Origin of the sequence: Amycolatopsis sp. La24 (assembly GCF_029087445.1) — a bacterium.
Taxonomy (GTDB): domain Bacteria; phylum Actinomycetota; class Actinomycetes; order Mycobacteriales; family Pseudonocardiaceae; genus Amycolatopsis; species Amycolatopsis nivea.
Genome location: NZ_JARACH010000016.1, coordinates 133,256 through 149,580, shown reverse-complemented (window position 1 = coordinate 149,580; position 16,325 = coordinate 133,256). Strand labels below are relative to the sequence as shown.

General features: G+C 69.0%; 15 protein-coding genes. 6 read left to right on the top strand and 9 right to left on the bottom strand.

The window, feature by feature from the left end; genetic code table 11:
• Positions 1-173: 173 nt before the first annotated feature.
• Complete coding sequence (locus PUT80_RS17780) at positions 174-680, bottom strand: type 1 glutamine amidotransferase domain-containing protein (RefSeq protein WP_043840094.1); 507 nt, start codon at positions 678-680, stop codon at positions 174-176.
• 49 nt (positions 681-729) lie between these two features.
• A complete protein-coding gene (locus PUT80_RS17775) occupies positions 730-1,191 on the bottom strand; it encodes an SRPBCC family protein (RefSeq protein WP_134730148.1) in 462 nt (153 codons plus the stop codon).
• A gap of 114 nt (positions 1,192-1,305) precedes the next feature.
• Here PUT80_RS17775 and PUT80_RS17770 point away from each other — a divergent pair, with 114 nt between their 5' ends.
• Both PUT80_RS17770 and PUT80_RS17765 read left to right on the top strand, forming a co-directional pair.
• Entirely contained in the window at positions 1,306-2,598 is a 1,293-nt protein-coding gene (locus PUT80_RS17770) for an NAD(P)/FAD-dependent oxidoreductase (protein WP_275292888.1), read from the top strand.
• Between the two features lie 33 nt (positions 2,599-2,631).
• Positions 2,632-3,723 (top strand): Vms1/Ankzf1 family peptidyl-tRNA hydrolase, encoded by a 1,092-nt coding sequence (locus PUT80_RS17765; RefSeq protein ID WP_275292887.1) that lies wholly within the window; start codon positions 2,632-2,634, stop codon positions 3,721-3,723.
• Positions 3,724-3,775: 52 nt separating this feature from the next.
• On the opposite strand, the gene PUT80_RS17760 is transcribed toward PUT80_RS17765, so the two are convergent.
• Positions 3,776-4,738: a TIGR03557 family F420-dependent LLM class oxidoreductase gene (locus PUT80_RS17760; protein WP_275292886.1), complete on the bottom strand. Its 963-nt coding sequence runs from the start codon at positions 4,736-4,738 to the stop codon at positions 3,776-3,778.
• 132 nt (positions 4,739-4,870) lie between these two features.
• Positions 4,871-5,299: an STAS domain-containing protein gene (locus tag PUT80_RS17755; protein ID WP_275292885.1), complete on the bottom strand. Its 429-nt coding sequence runs from the start codon at positions 5,297-5,299 to the stop codon at positions 4,871-4,873.
• 273 nt (positions 5,300-5,572) lie between these two features.
• On the opposite strand from PUT80_RS17755, the gene PUT80_RS17750 reads away from it, so the two are divergent.
• Positions 5,573-5,728, top strand: a complete 156-nt coding sequence (locus PUT80_RS17750; protein WP_086024889.1) for a hypothetical protein — start codon at positions 5,573-5,575, stop codon at positions 5,726-5,728.
• 56 nt (positions 5,729-5,784) lie between these two features.
• Here the strand turns inward: PUT80_RS17750 and PUT80_RS17745 are convergent, their stop codons facing one another.
• Entirely contained in the window at positions 5,785-6,801 is a 1,017-nt protein-coding gene (locus PUT80_RS17745; RefSeq protein WP_275292884.1) for a Glu/Leu/Phe/Val dehydrogenase dimerization domain-containing protein, read from the bottom strand.
• Between the two features lie 60 nt (positions 6,802-6,861).
• Here PUT80_RS17745 and PUT80_RS17740 point away from each other — a divergent pair, with 60 nt between their 5' ends.
• The gene (locus PUT80_RS17740; RefSeq protein ID WP_275292883.1) at positions 6,862-7,344 is read left to right on the top strand and encodes an Lrp/AsnC family transcriptional regulator; all 483 of its coding nucleotides are present in this window, start codon (positions 6,862-6,864) and stop codon (positions 7,342-7,344) included.
• 175 nt (positions 7,345-7,519) lie between these two features.
• Here the strand turns inward: PUT80_RS17740 and PUT80_RS17735 are convergent, their stop codons facing one another.
• The 3 genes from PUT80_RS17735 to PUT80_RS17725 form a co-directional block, all read right to left on the bottom strand.
• The gene (locus PUT80_RS17735) at positions 7,520-9,349 is read right to left on the bottom strand and encodes a beta-galactosidase (protein ID WP_275292895.1); all 1,830 of its coding nucleotides are present in this window, start codon (positions 9,347-9,349) and stop codon (positions 7,520-7,522) included.
• Between the two features lie 11 nt (positions 9,350-9,360).
• Positions 9,361-11,136, bottom strand: a complete 1,776-nt coding sequence (locus PUT80_RS17730) for a beta-N-acetylglucosaminidase domain-containing protein (protein ID WP_275292882.1) — start codon at positions 11,134-11,136, stop codon at positions 9,361-9,363.
• Positions 11,137-11,241: 105 nt separating this feature from the next.
• Positions 11,242-13,089 (bottom strand): alpha-L-fucosidase, encoded by a 1,848-nt coding sequence (locus PUT80_RS17725; protein WP_275292881.1) that lies wholly within the window; start codon positions 13,087-13,089, stop codon positions 11,242-11,244.
• A 330-nt stretch (positions 13,090-13,419) separates the two neighbouring features.
• Between PUT80_RS17725 and PUT80_RS17720 the strand changes: the two genes are divergently transcribed.
• Positions 13,420-14,763: a PQQ-binding-like beta-propeller repeat protein gene (locus PUT80_RS17720; protein WP_275292880.1), complete on the top strand. Its 1,344-nt coding sequence runs from the start codon at positions 13,420-13,422 to the stop codon at positions 14,761-14,763.
• A gap of 74 nt (positions 14,764-14,837) precedes the next feature.
• Here PUT80_RS17720 and PUT80_RS17715 read toward each other — a convergent pair whose 3' ends face one another.
• Positions 14,838-15,836 carry an alpha/beta hydrolase gene (locus PUT80_RS17715; protein WP_275292894.1) on the bottom strand — a complete coding sequence of 333 codons (999 nt, stop codon included), beginning with the start codon at positions 15,834-15,836 and terminating at the stop codon, positions 14,838-14,840.
• Positions 15,837-16,026: 190 nt separating this feature from the next.
• Between PUT80_RS17715 and PUT80_RS17710 the strand changes: the two genes are divergently transcribed.
• Positions 16,027-16,254 carry a hypothetical protein gene (locus PUT80_RS17710; protein WP_275292879.1) on the top strand — a complete coding sequence of 76 codons (228 nt, stop codon included), beginning with the start codon at positions 16,027-16,029 and terminating at the stop codon, positions 16,252-16,254.
• Positions 16,255-16,325: the final 71 nt, after the last annotated feature.

Below are 16,325 nucleotides of genomic sequence, written 5' to 3'. Positions count from 1 at the left end.
TCGCATCCAGCAGGTGCCCTCTCCCTCGGTGACAATTGCTCTGTCGCAAGAACAATCATCCCAGGCCAGAGGGCACCTGCCCGACCGGACACGACCCACAACACCAATTCACACCGGTGGATCCAGGCCTGATTCCCTCAAGGAGTCCTTCACGGACCGCTGCTGAGTTCGTCTTACTTCAGCCGTTCCAGCAACGCGTCGCAGAACGCGGGCAGGTCGTCCGGATTCCGCGACGTGATCACGCCGTCGTCCGTCACCACTTCGCGGTCAACCCATTCCGCACCAGCGTTCCGCAGGTCGGTCTGCAGCGACGGCCACGAGGTCACCGTCCGGCCGCGCGCCAATCCGGACTCGGCGAGCAGCCACGGGCCGTGGCACACGGCCGCGACCGGCTTGCCCGCGGCGGCCGTCTCCCGGACCAGCGCGACCATCGGCTCGCTGGTGCGGATCTTGTCCGGCGAGTACCCGCCGGGCACCACGACCGCATCGAAGTCCGCCGCGGCCACGTCGTCCACGGCCTGGTCGGTCGTGATTTCGGTGCCGTGCAAGGCGGTCAGCTTCTTGCCCTTCGCCAGGCCGACCACCACCGGTTCGTGCCCGGCGGAGCGCAACCGCTCGCACGGCACCCGGAATTCGTCGTCCTCGGTCATTTCGTCCACGAGCACTGCCACGCGGGCCATGCTGTTCTCCTTTCGCTACGGATCTCGTGCGGGGTTCGCTACCCCGCGGTCAGCTCGGACGTTCCACGTCGCCGCGCCACGCACCCGTTTCGCGTCCGCGCTGTTCGATGAACTGCTTGAACCGCAGCATGTCGCCCTTCACGCGCCGGTCGAGGATGCCGAGCTTGTCGGCGGCGTTCTCGGCGAGTCCCTCGGGGTCGAGCTCCATCTGCGCGGTGACGCGCGTCTTGGTGTCCCCCAGCCGGTGGAAGGTGATCACCCCGGCGTGGTCCGGCCCGGAGTCCGAGCGCCACGCGACCCGCTCGTCCGGGTGCTGCTCGGTGATCGTCGCGTCGAACTCCCTGCCGACGCCGCCGAACCGGGTCACCCAGTGCGTGTGCGTGGCGTCGAGCTGGCGGATCTCCTCCACGCCCTCCATGAACTCGGGGAACGATTCGAACTGCGTCCACTGGTTGTACGCGGTCGACACCGGGACGTCCACGTCCACGATTTCGGTGATCGTGCTGCTCATGCGCTCCTCCTCGCCATCGGGTACCGGACCCGGGTGCCCGGGACGCGGCGGGGCGAAACCGGCGCGATTGCGCGGCCGCGCTCCGGGTACCCGTCGAGCGAAAGGAGGCCGCCCATGCGAGTCGTGATCGTCGGCGGCGGGTTCGCCGGGTACCACGCGGCGCACAAGCTGCTGCGCACCCTCGGGGACCGCGCCGAGATCGTCGTGCTGAACCCCACCGACTATTTCCTGTACCTGCCGTTGCTGCCGGAGGTGGCCAGCGGGATCGTCGACCCCCGGCACGTCGCGGTGTCCATTCCGGACACTCTGCGCGGCGTGCGGCTGGCGCTGGGCACCGCCGGATCGGTCGACCTCGACGCCCGCACCGTGACCTACACCGACCCCGAGGACCGCGAGCGGAAGCTGGACTACGACCGGCTGATCCTCGCCGCGGGCAGCGTCAACAAGCTGCTGCCGATCCCCGGCGTCGCCGAGTGCGCGCACGGTTTCCGCGGCCTGCCCGAAGCGCTGTACCTGCGCGACCACGTGACCCGGCAGATCGAACTGGCCGCCGCGACCGACGACCAGGCCGAGCGCGACGCCCGGTGCACGTTCGTCGTCGTCGGCGCGGGGTACACCGGCACGGAGGTCGCCGCACAGGGCCCGGAGTTCACCGCTGCCCTCGCGCGCCGCCACCCCGAACTCGAGGGGCAGCAGATTCGCTGGCTGCTGCTGGACATCGCCGAACGCGTGCTGCCCGAACTGGACCCCCGGCTCGGCGCCACCGCCGACCGGGTGCTGCGCGAGCGCGGCGTCGAGGTCCGGATGAAGACCTCGGTCGAGCAGGCGGACGTCGAAGGCGTCACGCTGACCACCGGCGACGCCGTCCCGACGCACACGCTCGTGTGGTGCGTGGGCGTCCGCCCCGATCCGCTGGTCTCCGACCTCGGCCTGGAAACCGTGAAGGGCCGGCTGGTCGTCACGCCGGAACTGAACGTGCCGGGCCGCGACGACGTGTTCGCCTGCGGCGACGCGGCGGCGGTGCCGGACCTGACCCGTCCCGGCGAAACCACGCCGATGACCGCGCAACACGCGCAGCGGCAAGGGAAACTGGCCGGGAACAACGTCGCCGCGTCGCTCGGCGTCGGCCGCGCGCGCAAGTACCGGCACCACGACCTCGGCTTCGCGGTCGATCTCGGGTCCGGCCAGGGCGCGGCCAATCCGCTGCACATCCCGCTGGCGGGCCTTCCCGCCCGGCTGGTGACCCGCGGCTACCACCTGCTGTCGCTGCCGGGAAACCGCCTGCGCACCGCGACCGACTGGGCGCTGGAGAAGGCGGGCCGGCGACAGACTGTCCAGCTGGGACTCGTCCGTTCCGGCGCGGTCCCGCTGGACACCGCCTCGCCCGAGCTGCCGCGGACCCGGTGAGGCTGTCCCGAAAATTGGGAGGAAGAATCCGAAATGGACACACACGAACTGCGCGCGCTGCTGACCGACGGACCGTTCGTCTCGGTGCACTTCGACGAATCGCACGACACCGAGGACGCGGCGAAGCAATTGCGGTTGCGGCTCAAGGAGATCGAGGCCGCGCTCGAGGACCAGGGCGCCGACCGGCCGAGCGTCGATGCCGTCCTGCGCGCCGTTGAAGAAAGCTCGCCGCCGGTCGGCCGGGCCGGGCGCACCCTCGTCGCCGCGCACGGCAACGTCCTGCTCGACCGGCGGCTCGCGGCTCCGCCGCCGACGCAGGTCGCGCGTTTCTCCGCGCTGCCGTACTTCCTGCCGACCGTGAGCCATCTGGAAGAAGCGCCCGCGCATCTGGTGGTGCTCGTCGACCGGACCGGCGCGGACATCGAGGTGCACCGGCCGGACGGCAGTGTCGAAACCGAGACTGTGCACGGGCAGGAGCACCCGGTGCACAAGGTTCGCGGCGGCGGTCCCGCACACCGCGACATCCAGTCGCACGCCGAACAGACCGCGCACAACAACCTTTCGGAGGTCGCCGATCACCTCGCGAAGACCGCCGAACGCGTGCGGCCGCGAGCGATCGTGCTGGCCGGCGAGGTCCAAGCCCGCACCGAACTGCACGAGCGCCTGCCCGAACCGGCCCGGTCGCTCGCCGCGGAGGTCGACGCGGGCAGCCGAGCCTCCGGCACCGGCCGGGCCGAACTGGACCGGGCCGTGCACGAAGTGCTTACCGGGCAACGATTGCGCGAGCTGGACGATCTTGCCGAACGCTTCCGTGCCGACGCCGCTCGCGAATCGGCCCTGGCGGTCAGCGGATTGTCCGCCGTCACCGCTGCCCTGGCGGAGGCGAATGTCGAGACGCTGCTGGTCGGCGACTCCGGCGAGGCCAGTGTGTACACCGGTTCGGAACCGACGCAGGTCGGCGTCGCCCAATCCCGATTGGACGCACTCGGTGTGGCCGACCCAGCCCGTCGACGCGCGGACGAAGCCCTGCCCTACGCGGCGGTGGCAGTCGGCGCGGACGTCGTGGTGATCGACGAACGGCTCGACCTGACCGACGGATTCGGCGCGCTCCTGCGCCACCCGTGACACACAGCTGGGCCCGGGCGCCTCGACACCCGGGCCCAGCTTCCTTCATCTGCTACCGCAACGCAGGCAACAACTCCCGCTCAGCAAACTTCATGAACTCCGGCTGATACTCCGGCCCACCGATCTGCACCAAAGCCAGATCCGTGAACCCCGCCTGCGCGAACTGCTTCGCCGCGTCCACAATGGGCCCGGCATCCGGGCCGCACGGAATCCCCGCCGCCACGTCGTCCTCGCGCACGTACTGGGTCGCCGCGTCGAACGCCTGCGTTCCCGGCAGTTCCGCGTTCACCGGCCAGCCTGAGCCGAACCATCGGAACTGCTCGTGCGCCCGCCGGATCGCCGCCCCGCGGTCCGGGTCCCAGCAGACCGGCAGCTGCCCGATCTTGCGCGTCGGCGGTCCGGGCCGCTCGTGGTCCCATTCCGTGCACAGCTCGGCTTTCGGCTCGACCGCGACCATCGCGTCGGCCACCGGCGCGAACCGCTTCACCGACTTCGGACCGGATACCGCGATCGCGATCGGCACCCGTGTCGGCGACAGATCCCACAGCTTGGCCCCGTCGGCCCGGTAGTGCTTTCCGGTGTAGGTGAACGTGCCGCCGTCGAACAGGCCGCCGATGATCTGGACGGCCTCGGCGAGCCGGTCGTGCCGGACCGACACCGACGGCCAGCCCCTGCCGACGACGTGCTCGTTCAGGTTCTCCCCCGAGCCGAGCCCGAGGGTGAAGCGGCCGTCGGACAGCAACTGCACCGTCGCGGCCTTCTGCGCGACCACCACCGGGTGGTACCGCATCGTCGGGCAGGTCACGAGCGTCATGAGTTCGAGCTGTTCGGTCGCCTGGGCCACCGCGCCGAGCACGCTCCACGCGTACGGTGCGTGCCCCTGTTCGGCCAGCCACGGCGAATAGTGGTCGCTGCAGGCCGCGAAGTCGAATCCGGCCTGCTCAGCGGCGGTCGCGCAGCCGACCAGCTCGCGCGGCCCGGTCTGTTCAGTCATCAAGGTGTAGCCGATGCGCATGTTCTCCCCCGTTCGACGGGCTTTCTGCTCGCGGCGCCAGCGCTCGCGGCCGCCGCGGAACCTCTCCGCCGCCCGGTTACCCGGTGCGCGGCGGATTCACCCGTGCGGTCCGTCCGAAGGAGACTTCCCGGGTCAGGACCCGGCCAGCGCCGCGTCGACCGTCGGGTACAGCGGCAGGGTCTGCTCCAGCCCGGTGAGCTGGATGGGCCGCATCGTCGCCCGGCCGGACGCGACGATCCGCACGCTGGCTCCGGGTACCCGGTGCTGGGCCATCGCCACCAGCGCGGTCAGCCCGGCGGAGGCAAGGAATTCCACCGCGGCGAGGTCCACGACCAGCACCGCCGGCGCCCCGGCGAGCGCCTCGTCGACCGCGGCGGTCAGCAGCGGCGCGGTGACCATGTCGACCTCGCCGTACACCGCCAGCACCGCGACCGGAGGCCGGTCCTCGCGCTCGACGCGGAAGTCCCGCGCCGGGTCGGCACTGGGTTCGGTCGGCTCGTCCATCGTCACGGTCCCGTCGTCGGTCGTCCCGCCGGGCAGGCGGCCCGGCCACCACCCCATGATGCCCGCCCGGGCGCGCCGACGCAGACGAGCGGGGAATCAGCCGCTTCGTCCGGTTTCCCGGCGGCCCCGGCACCGGCGCGCTCCCTTACGCCATTTGCCTGAATTCCTGCCGTCGAACCGAGCAATGCGGTGACAAATTCACGGTGCGTGTCCGGGAATGCCCTCGGGCCGTATTCTCCGCCGAAGTCATGTTTCACTCGAGCGAGTGAGGGTATCCGGGAGTGAGCACGCCACATTCCCCACCGAGAGAAGAAAGACGAGGTTCTCCCCGTGATTGTTCTCGGCGTCATTCTGCTCGTGATCGGGTTCATCACCTCGATCCAGATTTTGTGGAGCATCGGGATCGCCCTCGTAGTGATCGGCGCGATCCTGGCGGTGCTCGGCGGGACCGGACGCCGTATCGGCGGCCGCGCGCATTGGTACTGACCGCACGGAAAAGGAAATGCACGCCAAGGCTCCCAGAGCCTTGGCGTGCTCTTCGTTCAGGCGAGCGCCGCCAGTTCCCGGGCGGCCCGCACTGTCGTCCACTCCCGTTCCCGGGCAAGCGCCAGTACTGAATTCGTCGTGTCGCCGATAGCGTCGATCTTCGCGTTCACCGCCGCCTCGTCCATTCCGAGTTCTTCGCGGCCGACCGCGTGAATGATCCCGCCCGCACTCGCGACGACATCCGGAATCCACGTGACTCCCCGGTCGCGCAACACCGTCGCTACCTCCTCGGCGGCGATCTGGTTGTTCGCCGGTCCCACGATCAGCGACGCACCGCACGCGGCCGCCGACTCGACCGTCAGCAAGCCGCCCGTCGCCGCAGGCACGAGCACGTCCAACTGCTCCCGCACCAGGTCAGCCGTTGTCCAAGCGGCACCGAGCCGTTCCGCGACCGGCCGCAGCCCCTCGTCGACATCGGTGACCACCACCTTCGCGCCGCGCTCGATCAGCGCTTGGCAGATCAGCCGCCCGACGCTGCCGAATCCGAGCACGCCGATCCGCAACCCGTCGACTGAGCCCGGCGCGACCCCGGCCTCAAGCGCCGCCAGGACTCCCCTCGCCGTCGCCGCGCTCGACGTCCCGCTGCCGCCTTGGCTCTCCGGACGGCAGAACGCCCAGCCGTGCGCGAGCCGGTGGATCTCCGCCATGTCCTCGGACGTCGACCCGATGTCCGGCCCCGTGCGGTACCGCCCGCCCAGCGCGGCGATCGCCTCGGCGATGTCGGCGATCAGGTCCGGCCGCCGCGCCGGGTCCATCCCATCCGCGGGCAGCGCCGCCACGGTTTTGCCTCCCCCATAGGGAAGACCGGCCAGTGCGCACTTCGTGGTCATCGCCGCCGACAGCCGCAGCGCGTCGTCCGCCCCGTCCCGCCACGACGGGTACGCCTTGATCCGGCACCCGCCGATCGCCGGACCGCGCGCCGTCGAATGGATCGCGACGGCGATCGCGACCCCCGACCGGGACCCGCGGACGACCTGCAGTGCTTCCCCGGCGAAACTCTCTGTTCGGTTCACGGACGCAAGACTGCCCCTTCCACCGCCTCACCGGAGTAACGACGGTGATATGTTCGGCAGATGAGCGAATCTCCGAACCTGGATCGGATCGACAGCCTCATCGTCCGCGAACTCCAGCAGGACGCCCGGATCCCGATGCGCGACCTGGCCGAGCGCGTCGGCGTCGCGGCGTCGACCTGTTCCGACCGGATCGGCAGGCTGCAGGCGCGCCAGGTGCTGACCGGATTCCACGCCGAGGTCGACCTGCCCGCGCTGGGCCGGTCGGTGCAGGCCATGGTGTTCGCCCAGATCCGCCCGCTCAGCCAGCCGATCATCGACCGCTTCCGCCGCGACGCGCTCGCCATGCCCGAGGTGATGGCCGTCTTCGTGCTCGCCGGCGGCGACGATTTCCTGCTGCACGTCGCGGTCCCGGACGTCTCCCGGCTGCACACGTTCCTCGTCGAGGATCTCAGCAGCCGCAAGGAAGTCGTGCAGTTCCGCAGTTCGATCGTGTTCGACCACAGCCGGAAGCGGGCGATCGAGAACCTCGCTGACGCGCCGTGAGCCCCCGGTCAACTGCGCTGGACGGGTCGACGGGCGCGGCCCGGTGCGGCAACTGTACGTGAGGGGAACCCTGACGGAATCTGATTCCCTCAGGGTTCCCCTCACGGACCTCACGGCTTGCGCTGCCGATACCGAACCTTATTTCGGCAGAGCTCGGGTCGGCCGGTCGCGGCGGTCAGCCCAGGTCGGCCTCCGGACGGATCTCGATCGCCGTCCCCGGATGATGCATTTCCAGCACCACCAGGTCGTTCTTCCCCTTTCGCCACAACGACTTCGGCGCGTACAGCGTCTTCTGCGGCCCGATCTTCCAGTACCGGCCGAGGTTGAATCCGTTCAGCCACACCACGCCCTTCTCCCAGCCGGGGAGGGCGACGAACCCGTCCGCGGGCTCGGCGACCGCGACGGTCGCGCGGTGGAAGGCCGGACCGGCGCCCGGCGGAGCGGAGGAGAACCGCAGCCGGGACAGGTCGTCCAGGGGCAGCGGGCGGATCTCCCAGCCGAACAGTTTCTGCTGCGTGTTCATCGCGACCCAGCCGTCGATGCCCTTGCGATCGGCCAGGTACGGGCCGTAGTTCACCCGGCCCATCGGGTCGACCAGGATGTCCAGGCGGGTCCGCGGTTTCTCCAGCTTCAGGTCCAGCGTCGCGTCCGGATGGTTGCGGTCCAGGATCCCCAGCTGCACCCCGTCGGCGAACACCAGCGCCCGGTCCGCCAGGCCGTGGATGCTCAGCGGGCCGGAATGCGGGCCTTGCACGGTCGTGCGGTAGTGGATCAGGCCGGTCGACTGTCCCAGTCGTTCCATGGAGACCGGCTGGGCCGAGCGGACCACTGTGGACAGTGCGGGCAGCGAGTCCAGAAGGGACACTGAGCCGGACGGAGTGACCGACTGCGCGGGCTGGCGCGGCGAGCGAGCGGGCGGCGGGACCACTGGTTGCTTGGTGTACTTAGTGATCACCGACTGCAACGCGGTGAACTTCGCGCCGACGTCGCCTGCCTCGCCGACCGGGGAATCGTAGTCGTAGCTGGTCACGGTGGGCTGATATTGCAGCCCGGAGGTGTTGGCGCCAGCAGTGAAACCGTAGTTGGTGCCGCCGCAGGCCATGTACAGGTTTACCGACGCACCCGTCGCCAGCAGCTGATCGATGTGGGCGGCGGTTTGCTGCGCATCGGTGGTGTGGTGCGCCTCGCCCCAGTGGTCGAACCAGCCGTCCCAGTACTCGGCCATCATGACCGGTGCTCCGGGGCGGAAGGCCTTCAGCGCGGCGATGCTCGGCGCTGGGTCGCCGTCGCCGGTGCCGACCTCCAACGTTCCCGGCAGCTCGCCGAAGCGCATGAAGAATTCGGAAGCACCGTCGGCGACGAACAGGAGGCTGGTCATTCCGCGTGCGCGCAGGCTGTCCCGCAGGTGCGCGAGATAGCTCGTGTCGTTGCCGTAGCTGCCGTATTCGTTTTCGATCTGCACGGCCACGACCGGGCCGCCGTGTTGCGCTTCCAGCGGGGCCAGCTGCGGGATCAGCTGGTCGTACCACGCGTCGACTGCCTTGAGGTAAGCCGGATCGGCGCAGCGCAGCTCCATGTCGCGGTCGGCGAGCAGCCAGGCGGGCAGGCCGCCGAATTCCCATTCCGCGCAGATGTACGGGCTCGGGCGGACGATGACCTGGAATCCGAGGTCGCCGGCCAGCCGGATGAATCCCGCGAGATCGCGGTCGCCGCGGAAATTCGCTCGGCCCGGCGCCGGCTGATGGAAATTCCACGCCACATAGGTTTCGACGGTGTTGAGGCCCAGCGCTTTGAGCCGCGACAGCCGGTCGTGCCACTGGTCCGGGCGCAGCCGGAAGTAATGGATCGCGCCGGAAACGATCTGGAACGGCTTGCCGTCCAGCAAGAACCGGCCGCCGGACACGCTCAGCCCGCGCCGGCCGGCCGCACCTGCCGGTCCAGCGAACACGGTGCTCGCGGCGACCGCGGCCGCGCCGCCGAGGAAGCTCCTCCTGCTCACGTCCATCCCTCCCCCGCTCATCCGGCCGTCACCGCGCGGACCTGGACGAGGAACGCGTCGAGCACGCCGTCGCCGACGAGTGCCTGCCGCACGCCCCACCGGTTGCTGTTGCCGGTCTTCACCGCTTCCGCCCGCTTGACCAGCGCGTCCGCGGCCGCCGTCAGACGCTGGGCCGTGGCGTCGTCACCGCGGGTCGCTGCGGCGAGGGCGTCCAGCCGGGTCACCATCGCGTCGCCCCAGAGCGCGGTCGCGTCCAGCCACGGGCCCGCCTCGCTGACGAACGCGCTCTGCACCTGCCCGCCCCGGATCACGGCGGGAGCGTTGCGGATCTGTTCGGCGTACGAGCGCAGTTTGCCCAGCGCACGGTGGTCGCCGGCATTCCAGTGCTGCCAAAACTCGGCGACCCGGGCCGCGAGAACCGGCGCTTGGGGCTGCCACGGCGTCGGCCCGAAGACGGGTGCCAGGTGTTCGAGGTCCGCGAATACCTTCAGCGCTGCGGTCGCGCGTTGGTCGCCACCTGCGAGCCGGGCCAGCGCCTGCGGCCACGAGCGCTCCGGCGAGTAGCCCGCGTCGTTCCAGGAGAAGTCGGCGACCCCGAACTCGGCGACCTCGCTGGCCGCTTCCTGGTTCATCGGATTCGAGACGATCCCGTTGAGATATTTCGACAGCCCCGCTTCGCGATGCGCGTACGGCGCGAGCAGCAACCGTCCGGCGGACTGCTCGTAATCGTTGACCGGATAGTTGTCCCAGAGAAACACTTTTCGTCCGTACACAGTGGACACCTGCTGCGCTTCGTCGTTCGTGACGCTCGGCGGCACCACCGCGGTGCCGGTCCACTGCACGACTACGGACGGGTCGAGGTTCTCCCGCAGTTGCGTCTTGTACGGCGAGTCCTTGAGGTCGCTGTACTCCGTCGGCACAGTCTGCAAAGGACGGACGCCGTCGTGCGTCTTCACGAAGTTCTTGGTGATCTCGTTGAGCAACGAAACCTGCGCCTTGCCCGCGGCGGCCTGACCGGGCGCGCCGAACGCCGCCTGGTCGCCAGCGCAATTCCACTTGGTATACGAGATGTCGTCGAATGGCAAGGAGAACGAGCGCACGCCGAGGTCGTACACCGCTTGGAATTTCGCCTTCACCGCGGCGACGTCCTGCGGCGACGAGAAGCAGATCGAGACCCCGGGCGACAACGCGTAGGTGAAGTCGACGTGGTTCGCGTTCGCTGTGCGGACAAGCTGGCCGAGCGCGGCCAGCTCCTGCTGCGGATACGGATCCCGCCACTGTGCCCGCAGATACGCGTCGTCCTTCGCGCTGTAGATGTAGGTGTTCGCCTTGGTTTCGCCGAGGAACTTGATCTGCCGCACCCGGTCGTCGTTCGTCCACGGTGGACCGTAGAAGCCTTCGATCGACCCGCGCAGCGCCATGTTCGGCCAGTCATGTACCGCGACACCGCTCAATGCCCAACTGTGTCCACTTCGGACGAACAGCTGCCGCAACGTCTGCACGCCGTAGTATTGCCCGGCACCATCCCTGCCCTTGATCGTCACGCCGTCGCGGCGCACATCAAGCGAATAGCCCTCGGACTGGGTTGGCGCGTCTCCGCTATTGCTGAGCCGGATGACGAACCCGCGCTGCGATCCCGTGCTGACCTTCTTGACTCCGTGCTGTTTCAACAGGTCGAGCAAGAGATCTTTGGCGGGGCCGTCAGTCGTGCTGTCGGTGACCAGTCCCACCGAGGACGGCAGCGACACGTCGCCAGCCTCGCGGTCGATCTGTTGCGGCGTCGGGGAAACCACCGGTACCGCACCCGGCCTGGCCGAGGCAGGTTGGACGATGGTCAGGGCACTCGTCGCGACAGCAGCGGCGAGCCAAACTCTGCGGCGTAGAGTCATGACTTCCTCTCAGGCGGCGGGGACAGTGCGGTACAACGCGAAGGTAGCCAGGTAAGGCGTCGCCCGCGACTGCGTGACGACCACGCGCAGGTGGCGGGCGGTGACCGGCGACGGAAGGGTGACGAGACGGTTGGCACCGATCGTGGTGACGGTCGCGATCGTGCGCCAGGAACCGTCCACTTCGGCCTGTACGCTCGCGCCTTCGACGTGCTGACCGCGGGTGATGTCCTCCCCCAGCCGGATCTGGTCGAAGGTGGCCGCCTTCGGCAACACCACGTCCATCGTCCCGGCGAGCGCACCGCGCGGCGGCGACCACGACGTGGTCAGCGAGGAATCCGTGACCGCGTCCAACCCTCGCGCACCGGCGGCGAGGTTCACGGACTGCGTCCTGGCGATGGCCTGCCCGAAGGATGCCAACGCGGCGGTATCGGCCGGAGCGACGCGACCGTCCGGGCCAGGCGGAACGTTCAGCAGCAACGAGGCATTGCGTCCCACCGAGGCGCGATAAAGATCGACGAGTTGCGCAGGCGTTTTCGGTTGTTCGTCCGGGTGGTAGAACCAGCCGGGCCGGATTGATACGTCAGCTTCGGCCGGTGCCCATTCCAGGTACCGCACGGACGGGTCGGCGAGCACCTGCCGCGACCCGAGGTCGGCGCCCTCCGCGCCGCCGACGAACAACTCCTCGTTGTGCGCGGTGTTCGGATCGCCCGCGGTCGGCAGCGCGCTCCACTCGGTCTCGCGAGCTTGGCCCCGCTCGTTGCCGACCCAGCGCACGCCCGCCGGTCCGGCGAACGTGACGGTGTCCGGCGACAGCGCGTGAATCATCCGGAACCAGGTCGTGAAGTCGTAGGTTTCGCTGATTCCGTTGCCGCGCCAGGGATTCGCCCCGTCCAGCCACAGCTCGTCAATCGGCCCGTACTGGGTGAACAGTTCGTAGATCTGGTTCAGGTAGTAGGCGTTGTAATCGTCCTCGGTCACGGTGAATTTCGGCAGTTTCCCGGCGGCGAGGGCCGCGGCACGGTCGTCGTTCGGGACCAGCGACGGAATAGTGCGGACCTTCGCCGCGCTGCCCGTGCCGTACCGCCCCTGACCAGCAGGTGTATTCGCACGGTCGTCGTAAGTCGCCTGCTCCTCGATGCTCAACGGCTGCCCCGCGGCGACCTTCGCCTCGACCCGTTTCACCTGGTCCGCGAAGAACTGCTTGGGCAACTCGGCGCCGTCCGCCGGCGACAGGTACACGCCGACCTTCAGCCCGGCTTTCCGCGCGGAATCGACGTAATCGCGCAGGATGTCCCCCCGCGGATTAGCGCACCCGGCGGCGCGGACCTGCCAGTACGCGGACGGATCCTGCGCCCGCCCGTTCTGCGCCGCTGCACGGGCCTTCGTCACCGCGTCGTCGGCACATCCGGGCGTGACCCACCACGGACTCGCGACGACGGAGTGATTCGTGTAGCGCGTCGGATAGAGGACGAACCCGTCGTGGTGCTTCGCGGTCAGCATCACCTGCGTCACGCCGGCCGCCTTCATCGACCGCATCCACTGGTCGGTGTCGACTGCGGCGGGCGCGAACGTCGACTCCTTTTCCGCGCCGGAACCCCATTCCCGGTCGGTGAAGGTGTTCATGCCGAAGTGCGTGAACGCGGTGACCGGCCGCTGCTGCCAGGCAATCTGCCCGGAACGCGGCACGGTCGCGGCGGCCTTGGCGAGAATCCGGTCCATGCCGTCGCACGACTGCACTGCCTGAATCGCGGCCGGCCGGATCGGCCCATGGCAGGCGGTTGTTTCCGCGGCGGCGGGAACGGCGGTTCCCCCGGCCGCCAGTACCGCGGCAAGCGCCAGGCTCGCGGGAATCGACACGGCGGTCCTCCTGTCGGATCCGTGACCGAACGGTGACGGCGGGGAGCGTAAGTCGGGTATCCATCGGATGTCTAGACCTAATCGGCGGAGGAGGTCCCGCTTTCACCCAGCCGCCGAAGCTTGGATCAGCGCTGTTCCAAGCCTTCTGCTCGCGGCTTCGCGGAGGACGGGGCGGAGGCCCAGTGATCTGATGGATCGCGCCGATCGTGCGCGCGACGTCGAGATCGCCCGGTGACCGCGTGTTCTGCCGTTCGGAGGTATCGCGACCGGAAGCCCCGCTGGATACTGCGATACGGGGAGTCGCTAGTCAGCGACCAGGAGTGATACCTCATGAACAGGAATTGTCTCCGCACGGTTCTCGCGATCGCAATCGTCGCCCTCGGCGCCGGTCCGCTGGCGCCGGCATCGGCGACCGCCGGTCATGCCCGGCAGCAGCTCGCCGCGGGCGATTGGCCGACCTATCACCACGACAACGCCCGCACCGGCGAAGTCGCGGATCTCGCTCCGCTGGGCACTCTCGGCACGGCCTGGCAGGCCACTTTGGACGGTGCGGTGTACGGACAGCCGCTCGTGGTCGGCGGCCAGATCCTTGCTGCCACGGAGAATGACACCATCTACGCGCTGGACCCGGCCACCGGCGCGGTCCGCTGGTCGGCGCACATCGGCGAACCGGCGAGAAGAGCCGAGCTGCCGTGCGGGAACATCGACCCGCTCGGCATCACCGGCACCATGGCCTACGACCAGGCCACGTCCCGGGTTTTCGCGCTGGCCGAGCTCACCGGCGGGCAGCACGTGCTGGTCGGCGTGAACGTCGCCACCGGCGCGGTGGAGGTGCGCACCGAATTGGAACCGCCTAAGGGCGACCGGTTGGCGCACCAGCAGCGAGCGGCGCTGACCGTGCTTGGCAACCGCGTGTACGTGGCGTACGGCGGGCTGGCCGGGGACTGCGCGAACTACATCGGTTCCGTGGTGTCGGCGACCACCAACGGGGCTGACCCGATCAGTTACAGCGTGCCGACCACCAGGGAAGCCGGGATCTGGGCGCCAGGCGGCGGCGTGGTCGACGGGCAGCGGCTGCTCTACGCGGTCGGCAACGGCGAATCCACCACGGGCTACGACGACAGCGATTCCGTGCTGGCCTTGTCGCCCACGCTGCAGCGGGTGGACCTGTTCGCCCCGGACACCTGGGCCGACGACAACGCGCAAGACCTCGACCTCGGCTCGTCCAGCCCGACCCTGCTCGGCGATCACGTCATCGCGGTCGGCAAACGCGGCACCGGATACGTGCTGCACCACGACAATCTCGGCGGAATCGGCGGGCAGCAGGCCAAGGCGGAAATCTGTCGGTCCTTCGGCGGCAGTTCGACCAAGGGCGACACCGCGTACCTGCCGTGCAACGACGGCCCCCGCGCGGTCCGCATCGCAGCGGACGGCACCCCCACCGTGGCGTGGCACGCCGACGGGACCGCGAACGGCTCGCCGACCGTGGGCGGCGGCGCGGTGTGGGTGACGGACTGGAACGACGGTGTGCTGTACGCGCTATCACCGGCTGACGGAACCGTACTGGCTCAACTGGACGTCGGCGCTCTTCCGCACTTCGCCTCTCCCACTTTGTCCGGCGACCACGCATACGTGGGCACGATGACCGGTGTGGTGGCGGTGTCCGGTGCCTGACTGAACCGCGCCGGAAGAACCAGTCCCGATCCCCGGACTGCCGCGTCCGGGGATTGGGGCTGGTTCCGCGAGCGTCAGCCGTTCAGGAAGCGCTCCAACTGCCCCGCGACGAACTGCGGATTCTCTTCCACCAGCCAATGCCCCGCATGCGGCACGTCCGCCGCCTGGACGATGTCGGTCAGCCGCGGTGCCACCGTAGCCCGGATCGCGTCGAGCTGACCCTGAGCAGTCAGCAGCAACGTCGGCACCTTCACCGGCGCTGCCGCCACGGTGTCGCGGACATCCTTGTCCAGCGCCCGATAAAGCTCGAACCCGCCGGACAAAACCGTGGGACGACTGTAGGTCCGGGCATACTCGTTGACCTCCGCCTCGGTGAACGGCGACCGCTCCGAGGTCCCGCCGAAAGCCGTCCCGCCAAAGGAAACCTGCGGATAGAACAGCGCAAGGTATTCCCGAACATCGTCGCCGACGACCGCTTCGGGAACGCGACGTTGGGAGTGGAAAGCGATGTGCCAGCTCAACGTCCGGTATACGGTGGCATTCATCGCGGGCCCGGGAAGCGGCAAATCGAAATAGCCGAGGCGCGCGGTGTCGCCGGGGAATTGGCTCGCGTACTGGAATGCCACCGCAGCGCCGAAATCATGTCCGATGACCGCGGCGTTCCGGATCTTGAGCCGCGAAGCCACCAGGGTATGCACGTAACGCGCCAGTGTGGCTTTGTCGTATCCGCTCGGCGAACCGGTGCTGTCGCCCAAACCGGGAAGGTCGATCGCGTAGACGGTGTGGTGTTTCGTGAGCTCCGGCATCACCGGCCACCAGCCGTACCAGGTTTGCGGCCACCCGTGAATCAGGACGACCGGGCTGCCGCTGCCGCCGGTGACGTAGTGCATGCGGACACCGTCGACGTCGGCGAATTCGTGCCGGAAAGTGCTTTGAAACGCGGGATCGTTCCGGGTGGCGGCGGCGTAGGGCTCGGCAGGCGGCGCGGAGCAGGCCACGCTGCCGACCGTGAGCAGGAGGGACAGCGCCAGCGCCGCGACGGAGCGGGGCACGAGCCGGGATGCGGTGATCATGCGGTCAGTTTCGCCAGCGCGGACCGGCAATGGCACGGAAACTTGCCGTTCCGGCAAGGGGTTGCGTCCGGTGCCCGTTCGATCAATTCCGTTGAGCCGAACAGGCAAGAACTGCTTCGCCGCGCGCAGCCGAGGGTAGCGATGGTGACGAGGCGGTCGGCGCGACCGCCGGAACGGGAGGGATTCGCGTATGCGGAAATTCGTGGTCACAGCTGCCGTTTGCCTCGCTACGACCGGCGCTGCACTGGTGCTGAGCGGCACCGCGTTCGCCAGCCATCTCGAGTACAAAGGACCTTACGAAACCCCGGACGACTGTGTCCGCGCACTGCGCACCCTGCCGCCGGACCCCACAGTCGACGGTGCCGTGTGCATTCCCATGAACGGCAAGCATTACCTCGAAATCTCGCATCCGAACTGAGGGGCCGCCCCGCCGATGCCGCGCATCGCCATAGCAACGCCGCACCCGCGCTACTGAGAAAACCCCCATCA